Here is an 18,516-nt window from a genome sequence, read left to right as displayed (position 1 = left end):
CCACCCCGGCGCGCCGGATCGCCTGGTCCGAGCCCGGCTCACGTACCGGGCAAGGTCCAGCCAGGAGGGCCATCCGGCGAAACCGGACGGATCGGGCCGGTCGTCTCGCTGTCCGGCGCGGCGCCCACGGGGACGATCGGGCCGGTCCTCTCCTGCTCGGACTCCGCCGCCCGCCTGCCCGGTCCCGAGGCGGGGGACTGCTCACCGAAGGACTGGCTCGGGTTGAACAGGGAGTCGGCCGCGGGCTGCGATGTCTCGAACGACTGGCCCGAACCGAACGCCGGCTCCAGGCCCGACCGGCCCTCTGAGGCCGCAGGGAACTGCTGGGAACCGAACGACGACCCCGGCCGAAACAGCGAGTCCGCGCCCGGTGCGGTCGACTCGGGCGCCTGATGGGAACCGAACGACTGCCCGGGCCGAAAGGGGAAGTCACCGCCGGCCCCGGATCCCGTGGTGGATTCCGGCGCCTGGTGGGACCCGAACGACTCACCGGGACGAACCGCGAAGTCAGCGCCTGGCCCGGATCCCGTGGCGGACTCCAGCGCAGGCCGAGAACCGGACGACTCACCGGGACGAACCTGGAAGCCGGCGTCTGCTCCGGATCCCGCAGCGGGTTCCGACAAAAGCGGAGAACCGAACGCCCCACTTGGATGACCTGGGGCGTCGGCGCCTGGCCCGGATCCGGTAGCGGACTCCGACGACAGCGAGGAACCGAACGCCCCAGCGGGACGACCCGTGGAATCGGCACCTGCCTCGGATCCCGGGGCAGGTGTCTGCGAGGTACCGAACGACTCACCCGGACGAACGTGGAAGTCGGCGCCTGGGCCGGACCCCGTGGGAGCTTGCCGGGAACCGAACGACTCCCCTGGACGGACCAGGTGGTCGGCGCCTGAGCCTGCTTCGGCAGCCGGCTCCGGCTGTGGCGAACCCGCGGACTGGCCGGGGCTGAAGAGCGAATCAGTGCTGGACGGCTGCTCAGGTGCGGAGGCCGACCATTCCGGGACACCCAGGTCGGCGGCGTCCATCTGTTCCTCGTCGGAGCGGCGACCAGTCTCGTAGGCGACCAGTGCTTCCGCCAGCAGATCAGCGAGGCTCAGGTCGCTGGGCTTACGACGGCTGCTCGGGCGACCCGTACGCGCACCGGGCTCGTCCTTCGTCTCGGTGGGCTGGACGATGCCCGCGGCCTCGTAGGCGGTCGGCGCGGCAGCATCCGGCGCGACGATCTCGGCTTGCACCGGCTCGGTAGCAGGGACCTGTTCAGCCGGCGGCTCGGACTCCGTGGCGAAGAAGTCGTACTGCGGCGGCGAATCGAGCCCCGCACCGGACGCAGGGACCGCGGACGTCGCCGGGTCGAAGCCGGTGCCGGTGGCATCGGGCACGGCCGAGCCGGACGCCGGACCGGCATCTGCGGCCGGGGACGGCTCGGCGGACTCCCGGACCGACATGGTCACGATGGGGTCGACGTCGAAGTCGTCGCCGATCTCGAAGTTGGCCCAGCCGCTCGGATCCGACTGAGCCGCCTGGCTGGACGACGCCGGATCAGCCTGCGGGGACGAGTCGGGCTGGGCGCCGAACCCCGTCTGAGCGCCGAAGGTGGGCTCGGAACCGAAGTTCTGGGTGCCGAAGTTCTGGGTGCCGAAGCTGGTCTGCGTCCCGAAGCTCGGCTGGCCACCGAACCCGGACTGAGTGCCGAACGTCGGCTGTCCGCCGGCGTTGGGCTGACCGCCGAACCCCGACTCAGTGCCCGCGTCTGCCGGATTGCCCGAGCTGGACTCAGCACCAAATCCGGGCTGGCCACCGAACCCACGCGCGCTCTCAGAACCAGGCTCACCACCGAACCCTCGCTCGCCGTCAGAACCAGGCTCCGCACCGAACCCGCGCTCGCCGTCAGAACCAGGCTCCGCACCGAACCCGCGCTCGCCACCGAAGCCAGGCCCAGCAGCACCAAACCCTTGCTCGCTCGCCGATCCAGGCTCGCTACGAGAGCCGGACTCACCGCCGAACCGACGCTCATCGCCAGAACCGGGACCGAACCCGCGCTCGCTCGCCGAGCCGGGCTCACCGCCGAACGCACGCTCACTACGAGAGCCGCCGGACTCACTGCCGAACCTGCGCTCATCGTCGGAGCCGGACTCACCGCCAAAGCCGCGTTCATTGCCGGAGCCGGACTCACCGCCAAAGCCGCGTTCATTGCCGGAGCCGGACTCACCGCCAAAGCCGCGTTCATTGCCGGAGCCGGGCCCAGCACCGAACCCGCGCTCGCTCCCCGAGCCGGACTCACCGCCGAACGCACGCTCGCTCGCGGAGCTCTGGTCGGTGCCGAAGCTTGGCCGCGCACCGAACCCCGTGTCGGCGCCGGAACCCTGCTGGGTGCCGAAGCCTGGCTGGCCCGGTGTCGTGGACTGGCCGGGAGGTGTGGGCAGGCGGACCGGGGTGGTGGGGACGTCCGACGGGTCGTCCTCGACGTCCGCCGCGCTCAGGAACGTGTTCGAGAGCAGGTCCGGCTCCGGGGACTGCGGGATCTCGTCGGGAACCGGCACCGACGGGACCGGGTCCGGGAGCGGTGGGAGCGGCTTGTGCTCCGGGTCCGGGTCGGAGGCCGGGCGCTCGGCCGGGTCCGGGGACGGGATCGAGGACGTCGACCAGCGCTGACCGGTGAAGTCGAGGTTGGTGTAGTCGCGCTCCGGGAGGGTGCGCTCGTCGGCCGGGGTCGCGGGGAAGCCCGCGGCCGGGGTGTGCAGCGGGTAGGCCGGCGGCGGGTCGTCCAGGTGAGGGCCGAAGTCCGGGGCGGCCGGCGGGCGCGAGAACGCTGCTGCCAGGCCGGAGCGGGACGGGGGGTCCGGCGTGTTCGGGTCGGCGAAGTAGTTCGGTGCGTCCGGGTGGTCCTGGCCGCCGAAGAAGGACGGCGGTGTCGGGTCGTCCTGGCGCGGGCGGGACGGCGGTTCCACTCGCCACGACGGGGTGTCCGTGTTCGGGGGTGCCTCGGCGTCGCGGGCACGGCGGCGGCCGCCTGCTCGCAGGCCCTGGGCCTTGAGCATCTCCAGGACGCTCTCCGGCTGGGCTCTGGACGCCTCCTCGCGGGCTGCGGCTTCCCGGCGAGCCGCTTCCTCGCGGGCCGCGGCCTCGCGTTCCGCGGCTTCACGGGCGGCGGCCGCACGGGCCAGTTCCTCGCGAGCTGTGGCTTCACGGGCGGCGGCCTCGCGTTCGGCGGCTTCGCGAGCGGCTGCTTCCGCCGCTTCGCGTTCTGCCTGGGCGCGTTGCTCGGCGCGGGCCTGGCGTTCCGCCTCGATCTGGCGGCGGGCCTCGCGCTGCAGCTCCATGAGCTGTTCTTCGACCTTGCGCTTGCGTTCCTGGTCCGGGCTCAGCTGCGGGGTCGCGGGCGCTGGCGCGGGGGTCTCGGCGACGGTGGACGGCTGGTCTTCGTCGATCTCGCCCGCGGCCACTCGGGCTGCGCGGCGGCGGCCGCTCACCATGGCACCGGCGGAGGCGATCAGACCTGAGGCGGGGACTGTGCGGTCGGAAGAAGGCACGACAGGGGGTGGGGGTTCCAAGGGTTCCGGTGTCTTGTCGTCGGGTTCGCCGAACGGCTGGACCGTGCGCCACCTCTCGGCGGCGTGCTGGCGTGCCGCGGACAAACCCTCCACGGTCATGTCTTCGGCAGCTCTGCGGACGCGCTTGACCTTCAGCCCGTCGCCCTTGCGGACCTGGACCGGGCGCCACGTGCGGAGCTGTTGCTTCAAAGCGGCGGACAGGACGCCGTCGGTCACGATCTGCATGCCCTCGACCGGGCGGAGCAGGCTCGCCAGCTGCTGGTGCAGGTCCGCGGGCTGGCGGTGGACGCCCGCGAACTCGGCCGCGAGTCTGGCGCGCACCGCGTAGACGGCGCGGGCTCTGCGGCGTTCGGCGGCGTGGGCGGAGCGCAGGTTCGTCAGCGCGTCGGCCAGTTCGCCGGACACCTCGTGCACGTGGGCCAGCGCCAGCAGGCTTTCCGCCAGCAACGTGTCGAGCTGGTGGCGTTCGGCACTGGCCGCGGCCTCGCGCAGCATCTCGCGAGCGAGCGCCACGCGGCCCGCCGGGAGGTGGACGCGCGTCGCGAGAGCCAGGCGCAGCCAGCCCGTGGTGGAGGCTGACGGGGCGCGCACCGGGCGATCGAGCAGCGGCGTGCCGACCTCGCTCGCGTCGAGCAGGCGGTTCGCGTCCATCAACGCCAGCACCAGTTCCAGCGTGAGCCGGCCCATGCCCTGGCCGCTGTCCGCCGACGGGTCGGCGAACCTGCCGAGCAGGTCGAGGCCTTCGCGCGCGGCACCGATGGCGGCGGCGATGTCGCCCCACCGGCGGTGCTGGGCCGCCTGCACCGCGCGGATCAGGCCGCGCAGCAGCAGACGGGTGTCGTCGTCGAGCGTCGTGTCCGCGACGTAGAGCTGGTCCGCCTCGGCGAGCGCCCGCGTGGGCTCGTCGCCGCGGCCGACCGTGACGAGGCATTCGCTGGCCTGCACCAGAGCGGAGGCCCGCAGTTCCGCGGGCACGTCCGGCGCTTCCAGCACGGGCGTCACCGCGGCGAAGCCCGTGAGCGGTGCGCCCACGGACCGCGCGCACGCCGCGAGCTCCACCCGCAGCAGCCACGCGGTCTCGTGTTCGCCGGCGGCCTCGGCCGCCTTCAGCGCGTCGATCGCCCGGTCGGCGATGCGAACGCCGCGGCCCACGCGGTTGCCCGCGAAGACCACCAGCGACTCGGCCCGGAGCCGGTCGGCCTCGTCGCGACGGGTGGAGGCGAGCGCGACCGCCCGCTCACCGAGCACCAGAGCGAGCTCCGGTGCCCGCCAACGCAGCATCCAGGCGGGCACGACCAGCGTGCTCACCTCGACGTTCGCCTGCGTCTCGCCCCTCGCCGCCACGACGTCGCCGTTGCCCTCTCAGTCCCGTGTCAGCTTGCGGTACGTGACACGGTGCGGGCGGGCCGCGTCGGCACCCAGGCGCTCGAGCTTGTTCTTCTCGTAGCCCTCGAAGTTGCCCTCGAACCAGTACCACTTCGACGGGTCCTCGTCCGTGCCCTCCCACGCGAGGATGTGCGTGGCGACGCGGTCGAGGAACCACCGGTCGTGGGAGATCACGACGGCGCAGCCGGGGAACTGCTCGAGAGCGTTCTCCAGCGAGCCGAGGGTCTCGACGTCCAGGTCGTTGGTCGGCTCGTCCAGCAGGATCAGGTTGCCGCCGAGCTTGAGCGTGAGCGCGAGGTTCAGGCGGTTGCGCTCACCACCGGACAGCACACCAGCGGGCTTCTGCTGGTCCGGGCCCTTGAAGCCGAACGCGCTGACGTACGCGCGCGACGGCATCTCGACGTTGCCGACGTGGATGTAGTCGAGTCCGCCGGACACGACCTCCCACACGTTCTTCTTGGGGTCGATGCCACCGCGGTTCTGGTCGACGTAGGACAGCAGCACCGTCTCGCCGACCTTCACCTCGCCGGCGTCCGGCTTCTCGAGACCCACGATGGTCTTGAACAGCGTCGTCTTGCCGACACCGTTCGGGCCGATGACACCCACGATGCCGTTGCGCGGCAACGTGAACGAGAGGTTGTCGATCAGAACCCGGTCGCCGAAGCCCTTCTTCAGCTTCTCGGCCTCGACCACGACGTTGCCCAGACGCGGGCCCGGCGGGATCTGGATCTCCTCGAAGTCGAGCTTGCGGGTCTTCTCCGCCTCGGCCGCCATCTCCTCGTAGCGGTCGAGACGCGCCTTGGACTTGGCCTGGCGGGCCTTGGCGCCGGAACGCACCCAGTCCAGCTCGTCCTTGAGGCGCTTCTGCAGCTTCTGGTCCTTCTTGCCCTGGACCGCGAGACGCTCGGCCTTCTTCTCCAGGTAGGTGGAGTAGTTGCCCTCGTACGGGTGGGTCCGGCCGCGGTCGATCTCGAGGATCCACTCGGCCAGGTTGTCCAGGAAGTACCGGTCGTGGGTCACGGCGAGCACGGCGCCGCTGTACTGCGCGAGGTGCTGCTCCAGCCACAGGACGCTCTCCGCGTCCAGGTGGTTGGTGGGCTCGTCGAGCAGCAGCAGGTCGGGCTTGCTCAGCAGGAGCTTGCACAGCGCGACGCGGCGGCGCTCACCACCGGAGAGCTTGGTGACGTCGGCGTCCGGCGGCGGGCACCGCAGAGCGTCCATCGCCTGCTCCAGCTGGGAGTCGAGGTCCCACGCGTCGGCGTGGTCGAGCTCCTCCTGGAGCTTGCCCATCTCCTCCATCAGCTCGTCGGAGTAGTCGGTCGCCATCAGCTCGGCGATCTCGTTGAAGCGGTCCAGCTTCACCTTGATCTCGCCCAGGCCCTCCTGGACGTTGCCGAGGACGGTCTTCTCCTCGTTGAGCGGCGGTTCCTGCTGCAGGATCCCCACAGTGTAACCGGGAGACAGGTACGCCTCGCCGTTGTTCGGCGTGTCCAACCCCGCCATGATCTTGAGCACGCTCGACTTGCCGGCGCCGTTGGGACCGACCACACCGATCTTCGCGCCGGGGTAGAACATGATCGTGACGTCATCGAGGATGACCTTGTCACCGTGCGCCTTGCGCACCTTTTTCATGGTGTAGATGAACTCGGCCATGGCGGCGATCGTAGAGCGGTGCTCAGAGGCTCCTGACCTCGGTTGCCGACAAGCGGCCGTCCACCCCTGGATCGAGCGTCACGCGACTCGGTGACCAGCCCGTTCCGTTCGAACGTGAACGACTGTCGGCGACCGGGCCTCAGCGGCCCCGATCTACGAGCTTCCCTCCTTCGTGGATTGCGGTGGGCACATCATCTCCGGCGGCGCTGCCGGATCGGGCGGGTTCCCGAAGTCCTGTGCGCGGTTGCCCCGAAAGTCGCAAGATCAAAACGGAGCCGAGTCAGAACGGGATCGCCTCTTCGACGAGATCCTCGCCGACCCGCGGTTCAACGACGGGAGCGGACCCCAGTGACTGCACGCGACTCAAGTCCAGCCCCACGTGCAGCGCGTCGAGGAGGAGCGATGATCGTTTCACGTCGTCCTTCTCGTAGTACCGCATGCGCAGCTTGCCCTGGACGATCACGGGATCACCCTTGGACAGCGTGGTCTTGACGCTGTCGGCGAGCTTGCGCCAGCACGAGACGCCGAGGTAGACGGTCTCGCCGTCCTCCCAGTCACCCAGCGACGTGTTGTAGCGCCGCTCGGTCGACGCGACGCGGAAGAACGCGTTCGTCTTGCCGTCCTCGCCGTGCCGGTACGTGATGTCGCCGGTGACAGTGCCAACAACGGTGATCACGGTGGAATTCCAGGACATCGGGTTCGCCTCCAGGTCGCGGGTGTGCTGGTCCAGGTTGCTCCGGGAGGCGGGGCCGGAACCGGGGCGGACGGGGATCTGTGGATTACTCGCGGGTTGTGGACAGGTCGCGATCTTCGGGCACCTCGAACCGCGAAATTGTCAGACCTGTCTGCTAGAGGCGCGCTCGAGCCGAGCGAATGAGTGAGCGCCCACTCATTGACATGAGTGAGGACTCACTCATACAGTTGCGGACGTGTCAGAGGAACCACGCCGCCGCCGCGCCCCCGCGATGAGCCCGGAAGATCGCCGCGAAGCGATCGTCCAGGCCACGCTGCCGCTCGTCGTGAAGGACGGCGCGAACGTCACCACCAGCCAGATCGCCGCCGCGGCCGGCATCGCGGAAGGCACGGTGTTCCGCGTCTTCAAGGACAAGGCCGAACTGCTCACCGCGGTCATCCAGCGCGCGTTGCTCGCCGACGACGAAGTGGCCCGCATCGAAGCGGTGCCCACCGACCTGCCGATCGAGCAGCGGCTCGTGGAGGCGACCGGCACGGTGACCGGCTACCTCGACCGCATGTGGAGCGTCATGGGCGCACTGCGCGAGTCCGGTTACCAGCCGAGCCAAGAGGACCACGAGAAGCACAAGGGCCCGCCGGAAGGCATGCTGCGCGTCTCGAACGCGATCGCCGAGCTGTTCCGCGACGCGGACCTCCGCACCAGTCCCGAGCACGCCGCCCGGCTGCTGCTCGGTTTCGTCTTCACCAACCGCCTGCAGGGCAAGGGTTTCGGCGAGACGACCGTCGAGCCGGCGCAACTCGTCGAACTGTTCCTGCACGGCGCACTCAAATCAGGGGGAGCAGATGTCTGAGCTCATGATCGAAGCCACCGAGGTGAGCAAGAGATTCGGTGACGTGCACGCCCTCGACGGCGTCAGCGTCACCGCGAAGAAGGGCTCCGTGCTCGGCCTGCTGGGCCACAACGGCGCCGGCAAGACCACGCTGATCAACATCCTCACCACGATGCTCCCGCTGTCCGGCGGCAGCGCGAGCATCGCCGGCTTCGACGTCTCGAAGCAGAGCCACGAGGTGCGCCGCCGCATCGGCCTGACCGGCCAGTTCGCCGCCGTCGACGAGCAGCTCAGCGGCCACGACAACCTCGTGCTCATCGCCCGGCTGCTGGGCGCCAGCCGCAAGCAGGCCCACCAGCGCGCGGACGACCTGCTGGAACAGTTCGACCTCACCGACGCCGCCAAGCGCAACGCCAAGACCTACTCCGGCGGCATGCGGCGCCGGCTCGACCTGGCCGCGTCCCTGGTCGGCAACCCGGAGGTGCTGTTCCTGGACGAGCCGACCACCGGCCTCGACCCAGCGAGCCGCCTGGCGATGTGGGAGATCGTCGAGAAGCTCGCCGCGGACGGCACGACCGTCCTGCTCACGACGCAGTACCTGGACGAGGCCGACCGGCTCGCCGACACGATCACCGTGCTGTCCCACGGCAAGGTCGTCGCGTCCGGCACCAGCTCCGAGCTCAAGTCCCAGGTCGGCCAGCGCACCGTGACCGTCACGCTCGACACGGTGTCCGATGTGGACATCGCGCTGAAGGCGATCAACGCGGTGGGCCTCCACCCCGTCGCCGAGGGCCTCACGCTCACCACGCCCGTCAGCGCGTCACGCGACCTGGCGACGGTCGTGCGCGCGCTGGACGACAACGGCTTGGAGGCGCACGAAATCGGCCTCGCGGAGCCCACTTTGGACGACGTCTACCTCACTCTCGCCGCGAACTAGGGGGACATCATGGCGACATTGACCTGGCACGGCAGCAGCTACCCGACACAGGTGCTGGTGCTGACCGGCCGTTCACTCAGAGCCTTGCTGCGCACGCCCGCGCTCGTCTTCTTCAGCGTGCTGCAGCCGTTGATCATGCTGACGCTGTTCAGCCAGATCTTCGGCAGCATCACCGGCACCGCGAACTTCCCGCCGGGCATGAGCTACATCGACTACCTGCTGCCCGCGATCTTGGTGAACACCGCGATGCAGTCCTCTCTCGCGTCCGGCATCGGACTCGTGCAGGACATGTCGAACGGTGTGCTCGCACGGTTCCGTTCACTGCCCATCAGGCCGAGCACGGTTCTGTTGGCGCGCAACCTCTCCGACGCGGTCAGGACGGCGTTCCAGCTCGTGCTGATGATCGCGTTCGGCGTGCTGGTGTTCGGCTTCAGGCCCGACGGCGGCATGCTCGGCACCCTCGCCGCACTCGGCCTCGCGCTGGTCGTCGGCTGGGCGCTGAGCTGGGTGTTCATCGCGATCGCCGCGTGGGTGCGCAAGGCCGAACTGATGCAGACCGTCGGCTTCCTGGCGATGTTCCCGCTGATGTTCGCGTCCAGCGCGTTCGTGCCGGTGGGCGGCCTGCCCGGCTGGCTGCAGGCGGTCGCGAAGATCAACCCGCTGACCTACGCGGTCGACGCCGCCCGCAGCCTCGCCCTCGCCCACCCGGTCACCGGTGTGGCAGGCGCGCTGGTCACGAGCGGCGTGATCGCCGCTGTGGGAGCGTTCTTCGCGGTCCGCGGGTTCCGCCGGCCGCTCGCCATCTGATTTCTTGTCCTTGCTGCGCTAACTCTTTCCGGCAATCTTGCGGAGCATCGCGTTGTAGGCCTCGAGGTCGGCGTCCCCATCGGCGTCGGCCTTGCGGTCGTACCGCTTGGCGTCACGGCCGTCCTGCCGCGCCCACTGCGCGAGCAGGGCGACCATCACCACCAGCAACGGGATCTCCCCCGCCGCCCACGCGATGCCGCCGCCGAGTCGCTGGTCCTCCAGCAGGTTCTGCACCCACGGCAGCGCGAGCCCGCGGTAGAACTGCTCGCCGATGACGGTCTGCGAGCTCATCAGCACGATGCCGAAGAACGCGTGGAACGGGATCGACGCGAACAGCAAACCGAGGCGGCCGAGCGGCGGCAGCTTGTTCGGTGACGGGTCCACGCCGATCACGGGCCAGTAGAAGACGTAGCCGACGAGGATGAAGTGGGCGTTCATCGCGAGGTGCGCCCAGTGGAACGGCAGCGCGGCCTCGAACAGCCCCGAGAAGTACAGGGCGTAGAAGGAGCCGACGAACAAAGCCAGCGCCACAAAGGGGTTCGTGAGCAGCCGTGCGAGCGGTGAGTGCACAAAGGCCAACACCCACTCTCGCGGCCCCGGCACCTCTTTGCTCACAGGCAACGCGCGCAATGCCAACGTGACCGGTCCACCCAGGACGAACAGGATCGGCGTCAGCATCGAAAGCACCATGTGCGCTTCCATGTGGATGCTGAACATCGCGGGCGAGTACCGGCCCATGCCCGACGACGTGGCGAACAAGAGAGAGAAACAGCCGCACAGCCACGCGACCGTGCGTCCGACCGGCCACTTGTCGCCGCGCTTGACGAGCTTGCGCACACCCACCACGTAGAGCACGGCGAGTGCCAGTGCCGCGGTGCCGTAGATCAGGTCGAAGCGCCAGTCGAACAGGATGCGCGCCAGCGTCGGCGGCCCGTCGAGGTCGTACCCGATGGCGAGCTCCGTGCGGCTGGGCAGTTCGAAGCTGCCGCTGGGAGGAGGCGTGCGGGCCAGCGCCACCGCCAGGCCGATCGTGAACATCATCAGCAGCACTTCGAGGCCCGCGAGCTTGAGCAACGCCTGCGGCTTCCCGTCGGCCACGCCCTTCACGCCGCGCTCGCGCTGGAAGTAGCCGAACACGCCGAGCAGCAGCAGGCAGGCCACCTTGCCGAGCGTCAGCCAGCCGTAGGTCGACGTCACGAGGTCAGTCGGCGTGATGCGCACGAGCGCGTTGACCACACCCGAGACCGCCATGACGATCCAGCAGACCAGCGCCAGCTTCGAGAACCGCGCCGCGGCCAGCGGCAGGTGAGCGCCGCCACGCCTGCCGTGCGCGAGCAACGCGATGAGGCCGCCCACCCACAACACGGCGGCGATGAGGTGGAACAACAGGCTGTTCGTCGCCATGTCGTGGGAGCCGCCCGACGACGAGTGACCGGTGACCGCGACCGGCACCAACGCGAAGATGGCCAGGAACAGCAGGACCGTGGTCCATCCCCACGTCAGCACCAGACGGCAGCCCAACGCGAGCAACGCCACGATGATCGCTGTCAGCAGCCACGCCTTCGACTGCTCCACCACCATCGCCGTCGCGATCATCTGGCTGAAGCCGAACGAGCTGACCGGCCGGTCGATCGCGGCCGCTGTGGTGAACGGCACGGAGAGAAGCGTGCCCACGAGCCACACGAGTGCGAACCACCCGGCGGTGCGCATCGCGGCGTAACCGTCGGCTGCGAGAGTGCCGGACTTCTGCGGTGGCACGAGGAACGCCGCCAGCAGCAACGAGCCGATGGTCACCACTGCGCCTGTCTCGGTCAGCACACGCACGATCTGCAGCCCCACCGGAGGGTTGCGTGAGAGCGCACTGAACGCGACGGCGACAAATGCCGCCACCGCGAACCCGATGACGACAAGGGGGACCAATCCCGTTCTGGTGGAGCGTTCGATTGCCACGTCCAGGAGCCTACGACCCTCTAGTGTTGCGCCGTGTGAGACGTTCTCTCCTCCTCCTGTTCGCTCTCTTGAGCGTGTCCGGCTGCGCGTACCACGTCCAGGGCGAACCCATCGCGGCTCCGCTGCCGCCACTCGCCATCGCCACGCCGCGCAAGACCGAGGGCGTCGATCCGTGCAAGCTGGTCTCGGAGAAGGACCTCAAGCCCGTCGGGACGCTCAAGTTCCCGGCCGCGCCTCGCACCGAGATGCAGAACTCATGCCTCTACACGGTGAAAGAGAACGCATACGTGCTGGTGGCGGTCCCTTATCGGTCGTTCGACCAGTCGAAGGAGAACCAGAAGAACGGCCACGAGGTCCAGACCGGCAAGCACGCCACGTGGCTCAGTTGCGGCCAGCAGGAGAAGGACATGGTGTGCACGGCGACCATCGCCGTGACGCGCAACGAGTCGTTGTTGGTCGCGATCGGAATGAACGGCGGCACGGAGCCGAAGGCGCGTGACCTGCTGGAGCCGATCGCGCAGGAAGCGCTCAAACGGATGCCGGCTGCTTAGCTGCTTTCTTGGCGAACCACGTCGCGGGGATGATCAGTGCGGTGACGAGCGCCACGAACCCGAGGGACACCACGAGAGAGCTGACGTGCGCCAGCCCGCCCACGATCGGTGGGCCCGCGAGGAAGCCCGTGTAAGCGATCGTCGTCACCAGCCCCAGCTCACGTTCGCCGCCGCTGCCGTCCGCGCGTTTGCCGGTCTCGCTCGCCAGGTCCATGACCACGGGGAACGAGAACGCGAGCCCCAGTCCGGCCAGGCCGAACCCGAGGTAGCCGGCGGCCGGCACAGGTACCAGGACGGTCAGGGCCAGGCCCGTTGCCGCAAGACCTCCACCCGCTGCGAGCAGGCGGTGCGGGCCGAGCGTGCGTTGGATCGGTTCGCCGAACCACCGTGCGAGCGCCATCGTGACGGAGAAGCCCGCATAGGCGTATGCACCCGCCGCGTCCCCCATGCCCCGCTCACGCACCATGAACAACGCCGACCAGTCCGCCGCCGCCCCTTCCGCGATGGCACTGCACAGCGCGACGCTCGCCAACAGCCAGAGGACCGGGCTCTTGAGCACGTTGACGCGTTCGGTCTCCTCCTCCCTATGGCGCTCCCCTACTCCTCCGGGGACGGTCTTCGCGATGAGAGCGATCGTTAGCAGGCCGATCAGCGCTGCCAGGACGAAGTGCTTCATCGGTGACCAGTGGGCTTGAGCTGCGGCGGCGCTGCCCAGCGACCCGATCAGCCCACCGACACTGAAGCCCGCGTGGAACTGCGGCATCAACGGCCGTTGCAGGTCGCGGACGACAACGACCGCGGCGATGTTCATCGACACGTCCATCGCCGCGACGCTCGCGCCGAGTGCGATGAGCGTCAGTCCGAACTGCACCGGTGACTGCGAGAGCGCGAGCACGGGCAGGAGGAGCGGACTGAGGAGGCTGCTGGCTATCAGCACCATGCGCGACCCGTGAACCGCACAGATCCGTGCGGCAAGTGGTGCCGTGAACGCCAGTCCGGTGCTCGCCCCGAGCAACGCCAGGCCGAGACTGCCCGGTTCGGCGCCGATCTGCTCGGCAAGCGCCGGCACGCGGGAGGCCCAGGTGCCGAAGACGCCGCCGTTCAACAGGAAGACGATGAAGGTGGCCAGGCGTGGGGACATGCGCTCCAGCATGACTGAAGCGCTTCAGACACGCCAGTGATTCGGGTGCGATCTGTCGCATACGATGCTTTCCGTGGACTCCGACCGCCGACGCAGGCCGACGCTGGACACCGTCGCCGCCGCGGTAGGAGTTTCCCGGGCAACGGTGTCGAACGCCTACAACCGGCCGGACCAGCTGTCGTCGTCGTTGCGCGAACGCATCCTCGAGACGGCGCGCTCTCTGGGCTACGCAGGCCCCGATCCCGTTGCACGCTCTCTGGCCACACGCTCGTCGGCGGCCGTGGGTTTCATGCTGCCGCAGGGGTTGTCCGGCGCGTTCTCGGATCCGGCGCTGTCGATCGTGCTCGACGGCCTGGCGTCCACCGTCGACGGCCACGACCACGTTCTGGTGCTGCTCCCAGGCGACGCCACGGGCGGACCGCGCCCCTCGATCGTTACGCGCGCGCAGGCGGACGTGATGGTGGCCTACTCACTGCCGGACTCAGCCCCCGCGCTGGACGCCGTGGCCGCCCGCGGGCTGCCGCTCGTGGTGATCGACCAGCCAGTGCTGCCGGGCTCCGCACGCGTCGAGGTGCAGGACTTCCTGGGCGCCTCGCTCGCCGCCTCGTTCCTGCTGGACCAGGGACATTCGCGTTTCGGCATCCTGACGTTCGCACTACGCCCGGACGGCGTATCCGGCCCAGTTTCCGCTGACCGCCGTTCAGCCGTGCCGTTCCGCGTGAGCCGCGACCGCCTGGGCGGCTACCTCGACACTTTGGCAAAAGCCGGGGTGGAACCGGACAATGTTCCGGTGTGGGAGGCGCGCGGCAGTGATCGCGAACTCGGACGTCTCGGCGCGCGGTGGTTGCTCACCCGCACGCCGCGCCCGAGTGCTCTGCTGTGCGCGTCGGACCAACTCGCCTTCGGTTGCCTGCAAGCCGCCCGCGACCTGGGCCTGAGCGTGCCGTCGGACGTCTCCGTCGTCGGCTTCGACGACGTCCCCGAAGCGGCCTACAGCGACCCGCCGCTGACTACTGTGCGTCAACCCCTGGCCGAGAAGGGCCGGCGCGCGGGCGAGCTGGCACTGAAGTTACTGGCCGGGGGCAGACCGCCGCGGCCCACGAGACTCGACGTTTCGCTCGTGCAGAGAGCCTCGACCGCCCCACGGACGTGATACACCTCACGTTTAGCCCGTTTTCGTCACCCGTTCGGTCGTAGGGCGGAAACGGTCGATCGACTCCGGACGATGTGTCCGGTGGGGGCACCGGCGACCACGGTTCGTGGCCGCGCGGACTCCTCAAGCCTCCGTAGCTCAGTGGAGAGAGCGAGGGACTTCTAATCCCGAGGTCGCAGGTTCGAATCCTGCCGGGGGCGCTCGTGGCGAGGGGTGAGGTGTGTCTGTGGACAGCGCAGACCGTGCCTCGCCCCTCGATTTCTCTCTGGGGGCCGAGCCCCCAGGCCTCCGCCGGGGGGCAAGCCCCCGACCCCCAAGCATGGTGGCTGCGCCGCGAAACTGGCTCGGTTAGATCCAGGTGGCGGTTACGGCGATGAAGTGGTCGGTGATCGCTGCGAGGGAAGGGCCCTCGGCGAACTTCACGCCGTCGAGGTCCTCGTAGGCGGGGTAGCTGCTCAGCGATGGGGCCAGGACTACTCGCCAGGTGGTTGGGTCGACGGCCAGCAGTTTCTTGTCGAAGAGCTTGTGGACGTCTGCACGTAGTAGGACGCCCTCGTCCAAGAAGTGTGTCTCGTACTCGGCGAAGCTCCGCAGGTGTGCCGCTTCCAGCACTTCCGCTGGGCAACGGCCGGTGACGGCGCACACGTGGCCGTAGGTGCGGATCAACGCTTTGCGGAACTCGGGTTGTCCGATGCGGACGTTCGTGGTCCGTTCGGTGCGACCGCCCTTGGGGGTCTTCGCGTCGCCGCTCGGGCTACCAGCGGTGACGGTGCTGCGTGCCGCTTTTACCTTCACGGCGGTGCTTGCTTCCGCTTCTGGAGAGGGCAACTGCACGTCCACCCGCGCCAGCAACGCCTCCAGCTTGTCGACGTCGAGCGGCCGAATCGCGTTCTGCACCGCCCTGTCGGTGCATGCCTCTTTCAGGTCGTCGGCGGTGATCGCGCCATCGAGTGCGCGCCAAGTGGCACCGTAATAGGCGGCGAACTGCCGGACGGTCGTCAGCTTGTTCTCGGGCTCATCGAACTCGTGGTTGCACGTCTCACGGCGGCATCGATAGCGCGGCTCCTGGACTTTGCGCTGGTCGAAACGGCCGCCCTTGCACTCGGGGCACACCCTCTGCCACTTCTCGACGCCGTCCTTGTGCGCGATGCGGCTGATTCGCCCGATGCCCTGGACGTCCTCGCCGTCCCGGATGACGATCACGTGGCCTTCGCGGACCTGTTGCGAGTTGCCGACGTTGTTGTCGTAGACGTACGTGGAACCCAGCACGTCCGGATAGCCGGTGTTGCCGCCGTACTTCCTGTCCCCCTCGGCTGAGTACATCGCCCAAGCCGTGAACGACGCGTGCTCAGCTCGGATCCTCGCGGCTTGACGTTGCATGCTGGCCTCGTCGGCGAGAAACTCCCCCAGTACGACGAGGTCCTCGCTTCCACCGCGAGTTTCCTTCTTCTCGTAGTCGGGCAAAGCGGTCGCGAGGTTGTAGAGCTTGAGCTGCACGCTGTTGACCGAGCGGAAGTTGTGCCCACGTTTCTCCGGGGCGTGGAACGGCATCCGCTGCAGCAGCGCCGCGAAGTCCTTGACAGCGGGGTCGGTGGCACGCTGCGCGACGCGGTTGTTCGAGAACAGCTGCGCGCAGGCCAGGATCAGCTCCTCGCGCGACCACGTCGGCGGCCGCAGCTCCTTGACCTCGAAACCCAGCGCTTTCAACGTCTCGTTGACGAGCTCCTCGTCGGCGACGTCGTCGGGTCGCAGCGGCGACTCGCCCGGCAGGTGGCCGTGAGCCGCGGCAACGATCACTCGTGTTCCGTACCTGCTCTTGCCGATCGCGATCAGGTAGTTGCGGAGCCTGTCGAAGCCGTACCTGTCGCAGAAATCCCCCAGCCCCGCCTGGTCGTACTCTGCGATTGCCGTGCGCACCGCCTCAGCGGTGATGTCCTGGACTCCCACCTATGGAACAGTTTCAAGCACAAACGAACCAGGCATCTACCAAACGGCCTAATGGCCACGCACGAGCTGAGGTGCGCCGCTGGTTACCCTGCCGCGTGGACAAGACGCGGTTGGGCATCGGGCTGGTGGCCGGTGTGCTCGTGGTGCAGACGCTGGCGAGCTTGGTGTGGAGTGCTGACGCGACGTTGACCGGTGTCGCGCTGGCCTTCAACGCCGTCGCCGCGGTGTCGTTGGGGTTGTTGGTGCGGCGTGGTGGGCGGGCTGCGTGGGTGGTGGCCGGGTGGTGTGCCGGGTTCTTCGGGTGGCATGTGGTGGGGCTCGGGGAGTTGGCGGGCTGGTGGACGACCGGGCTGGACGCGGCGTTCCTCGTGGCGGCGAGCTACCAGTTGTCGGTCGTCTACCAGGCCGTGCTGGCCACGGCGGCTGGGTTTGCCGTGCACCTGTTGTTGCCGCGGCGTTAGTGCCAGGTCCTGGCCACGGAGGCGTCGAAGCTGGTGGCGGGGCGGCCGAGGAGACGGGCGATGTCGTCGGTCGGGGTGGCCAGCAGGCCGTTGCACATGGATTCGTGCATGCCGTTCAGGTCGGCTACCACTTCTTCGGGAACTCCGTGGGAGAGCAGGCTTTCGCGGTAGTCGGCCGGGGCGGGCTCGATCAGTTCGATGGGGTGACCGGTTGCCGCGGAGATCTTTCCGAGGGCTTCGGCGAACGTGACGCCCGAGGGGCCGGTTAGGTCGTCGTGCTCGCCGGTCGAGGTCAGGATCAGGGCGGCCACTTCGGCGATGTCCTGGACGTTGGCGTTGCTGGCGAAGGAGGCCGGGGGCGCTCGGACGACGCTCGCGAGCAGGTTCGCGAAGCTCGTCGGGGCGCCGCCGTTGACGTACCTGACGGAGTGGCGGATGGCCGTGGCGGCGGCCTGCTGGCCGAGTCGGACGTGGCGGTGGGCTCGGTGGCGCGGCAGGTCGGGTACGCGGACGCGTTCGAGCGCGTGCAAGGAGTCAGTCCCAGCGAGTGCCGCAGCCGGTGCGCCGCGTCTGCGTGACGTCGAGGCAGCACTGGACGAAGTCGGCCACCGCCTCGCCGGCTTCCGGCAACCACGCGACACCCACCTCGCTCGGGCTCACACCGGTCACCGGGATGTAGACCACACCAGGTCTTTCGTAGAGCAGCGACGTCGACGCCGGTACCAGCGCGATGCCGTGGCCGCGGGCGATGGCGTTGAGGAAGTCCTCGGGTTGTTCGGCGACAGCACCGATCCGCGCGTTGCGACCGTCCCTTTCGGACGTTGCGAGCCAGTGGTCGCGCCAGGTTCCCTTCAAGGCGGGCGCGACGACGACAGGGTCGTCCCACAGCTCCGGGAAGGCGATCTCCCGTCGCCCGGCCAGTCGGTGCGACGAAGACAAAGCCACGCAACGAGGTTCGCTGAACAGCGTACGGATGGCGAACTTGTCCTCGGCCGGGAACGGCAGACGCAGCAACGCGACCGGCACCTCGGCGTGGGCGAGGCCCGCGGTCGGATCGGACCACGGCGACTGCCGCAGGTCGACCCGCCAGCCAGGTCGCCGTTCGCGGAACGCAGCGAGGATGTCGTCAGTGGCCTCGCTTGCCGCACTGGCCAGGAATCCGACGCGCAACACACGGGCAGCGCTCCTCGTATCGCGCACCGCGACGTCCCAGTCCGCGAGCACTGACGGCACCCGCCGAGCGAGGGCGTGGCCGGCGTCGGTCAGCGTCATGCCGGTGCTGGACCTGGTGAAGAGCCGCACGCCCAGCTGTGACTCCAGGTGTTTGAGCTGCTTTGTGAGCGACGGTTGGGACACGAAGAGCCGATGCGCCGCGCGCGTGAGGTTGCCCTCCTCGGCGATGGCGGCGAAGTACCGCAGCAGTCTCGTGTCCACGTCCATGCCGCCAGGTTATGGA

Annotated in this window: 14 protein-coding genes and 1 tRNA gene; 7 read left to right on the top strand and 8 right to left on the bottom strand. The window is 69.0% G+C overall.

Features of this window, described 5'->3' with window-relative positions; all coding sequences use genetic code 11:
* Positions 1-38: 38 nt before the first annotated feature.
* From ABZX92_RS10740 to ssb, 3 genes are all read right to left on the bottom strand, one after another.
* Positions 39-4,895: a hypothetical protein gene (locus ABZX92_RS10740; protein ID WP_355556388.1), complete on the bottom strand. Its 4,857-nt coding sequence runs from the start codon at positions 4,893-4,895 to the stop codon at positions 39-41.
* Positions 4,896-4,913: 18 nt separating this feature from the next.
* Positions 4,914-6,590, bottom strand: a complete 1,677-nt coding sequence (gene ettA / locus ABZX92_RS10735; protein WP_355556385.1) for an energy-dependent translational throttle protein EttA — start codon at positions 6,588-6,590, stop codon at positions 4,914-4,916.
* Positions 6,591-6,870: 280 nt separating this feature from the next.
* Positions 6,871-7,266, bottom strand: a complete 396-nt coding sequence (gene ssb, locus ABZX92_RS10730) for a single-stranded DNA-binding protein (protein WP_355556382.1) — start codon at positions 7,264-7,266, stop codon at positions 6,871-6,873.
* 253 nt (positions 7,267-7,519) lie between these two features.
* On the opposite strand from ssb, the gene ABZX92_RS10725 reads away from it, so the two are divergent.
* Genes ABZX92_RS10725 through ABZX92_RS10715 form a run of 3 tightly spaced genes read left to right on the top strand, consistent with a single transcriptional unit; the run spans position 7,520 to position 9,857 of the window.
* Positions 7,520-8,134, top strand: coding sequence for a TetR family transcriptional regulator (locus ABZX92_RS10725; RefSeq protein WP_355556379.1), 615 nt, complete (start codon positions 7,520-7,522; stop codon positions 8,132-8,134).
* Entirely contained in the window at positions 8,127-9,050 is a 924-nt protein-coding gene (locus ABZX92_RS10720; protein WP_355556376.1) for an ATP-binding cassette domain-containing protein, read from the top strand. Before ABZX92_RS10725 ends, ABZX92_RS10720 begins: the two co-directional genes overlap by 8 nt.
* A 9-nt stretch (positions 9,051-9,059) precedes the next feature.
* Complete coding sequence (locus ABZX92_RS10715; protein ID WP_355556373.1) at positions 9,060-9,857, top strand: ABC transporter permease; 798 nt, start codon at positions 9,060-9,062, stop codon at positions 9,855-9,857.
* An 18-nt stretch (positions 9,858-9,875) separates the two neighbouring features.
* On the opposite strand, the gene ABZX92_RS10710 is transcribed toward ABZX92_RS10715, so the two are convergent.
* Positions 9,876-11,807 (bottom strand): cytochrome c oxidase assembly protein, encoded by a 1,932-nt coding sequence (locus ABZX92_RS10710; RefSeq protein ID WP_355556370.1) that lies wholly within the window; start codon positions 11,805-11,807, stop codon positions 9,876-9,878.
* A gap of 35 nt (positions 11,808-11,842) precedes the next feature.
* Between ABZX92_RS10710 and ABZX92_RS10705 the strand changes: the two genes are divergently transcribed.
* On the top strand, positions 11,843-12,358 hold the full coding sequence (locus tag ABZX92_RS10705) for a hypothetical protein (protein ID WP_355556367.1): 516 nt from the start codon (positions 11,843-11,845) through the stop codon (positions 12,356-12,358).
* Here ABZX92_RS10705 and ABZX92_RS10700 read toward each other — a convergent pair.
* Entirely contained in the window at positions 12,336-13,499 is a 1,164-nt protein-coding gene (locus ABZX92_RS10700; protein ID WP_355556364.1) for an MFS transporter, read from the bottom strand. The two genes, ABZX92_RS10705 and ABZX92_RS10700, sit on opposite strands and share 23 nt — an antisense overlap.
* Before the next feature lie 73 nt (positions 13,500-13,572).
* Between ABZX92_RS10700 and ABZX92_RS10695 the strand changes: the two genes are divergently transcribed.
* Both ABZX92_RS10695 and ABZX92_RS10690 read left to right on the top strand, forming a co-directional pair.
* Entirely contained in the window at positions 13,573-14,652 is a 1,080-nt protein-coding gene (locus ABZX92_RS10695; RefSeq protein WP_355556361.1) for a LacI family DNA-binding transcriptional regulator, read from the top strand.
* Between the two features lie 127 nt (positions 14,653-14,779).
* Positions 14,780-14,852, top strand: a tRNA-Arg gene (locus ABZX92_RS10690).
* Between the two features lie 148 nt (positions 14,853-15,000).
* Here the strand turns inward: ABZX92_RS10690 and ABZX92_RS10685 are convergent.
* On the bottom strand, positions 15,001-16,599 hold the full coding sequence (locus ABZX92_RS10685) for an HNH endonuclease signature motif containing protein (RefSeq protein WP_355556358.1): 1,599 nt from the start codon (positions 16,597-16,599) through the stop codon (positions 15,001-15,003).
* A 95-nt stretch (positions 16,600-16,694) separates the two neighbouring features.
* On the opposite strand from ABZX92_RS10685, the gene ABZX92_RS10680 reads away from it, so the two are divergent.
* On the top strand, positions 16,695-17,060 hold the full coding sequence (locus ABZX92_RS10680; RefSeq protein WP_355556355.1) for a hypothetical protein: 366 nt from the start codon (positions 16,695-16,697) through the stop codon (positions 17,058-17,060).
* Here the strand turns inward: ABZX92_RS10680 and ABZX92_RS10675 are convergent.
* Together ABZX92_RS10675 and ABZX92_RS10670 are read right to left on the bottom strand one after the other, a co-directional pair.
* Positions 17,057-17,590 carry a hypothetical protein gene (locus ABZX92_RS10675; protein ID WP_355556352.1) on the bottom strand — a complete coding sequence of 178 codons (534 nt, stop codon included), beginning with the start codon at positions 17,588-17,590 and terminating at the stop codon, positions 17,057-17,059. The two genes, ABZX92_RS10680 and ABZX92_RS10675, sit on opposite strands and share 4 nt — an antisense overlap.
* A 4-nt stretch (positions 17,591-17,594) precedes the next feature.
* Positions 17,595-18,500 carry a LysR family transcriptional regulator gene (locus tag ABZX92_RS10670; protein ID WP_355556349.1) on the bottom strand — a complete coding sequence of 302 codons (906 nt, stop codon included), beginning with the start codon at positions 18,498-18,500 and terminating at the stop codon, positions 17,595-17,597.
* Positions 18,501-18,516: the final 16 nt, after the last annotated feature.

Source organism: Lentzea sp. NPDC006480, assembly GCF_040611995.1.
Classification (GTDB): domain Bacteria; phylum Actinomycetota; class Actinomycetes; order Mycobacteriales; family Pseudonocardiaceae; genus Lentzea.
The sequence above is the reverse complement of the archived record's forward strand: the minus strand, read 5'-3'. Positions and strand labels throughout refer to the sequence as shown.

Coding starts and splice junctions, on each gene's coding strand:
- ABZX92_RS10715 (WP_355556373.1), top strand. CDS start 9,060: ATGGCGACATTGACCTGGCACGGCAGCAGCTACCCGACACAGGTGCTG.
- ABZX92_RS10700 (WP_355556364.1), bottom strand. CDS start 13,499: ATGTCCCCACGCCTGGCCACCTTCATCGTCTTCCTGTTGAACGGCGGC.
- ABZX92_RS10670 (WP_355556349.1), bottom strand. CDS start 18,500: ATGGACGTGGACACGAGACTGCTGCGGTACTTCGCCGCCATCGCCGAG.
- ettA (WP_355556385.1), bottom strand. CDS start 6,590: ATGGCCGAGTTCATCTACACCATGAAAAAGGTGCGCAAGGCGCACGGT.
- ABZX92_RS10720 (WP_355556376.1), top strand. CDS start 8,127: ATGTCTGAGCTCATGATCGAAGCCACCGAGGTGAGCAAGAGATTCGGT.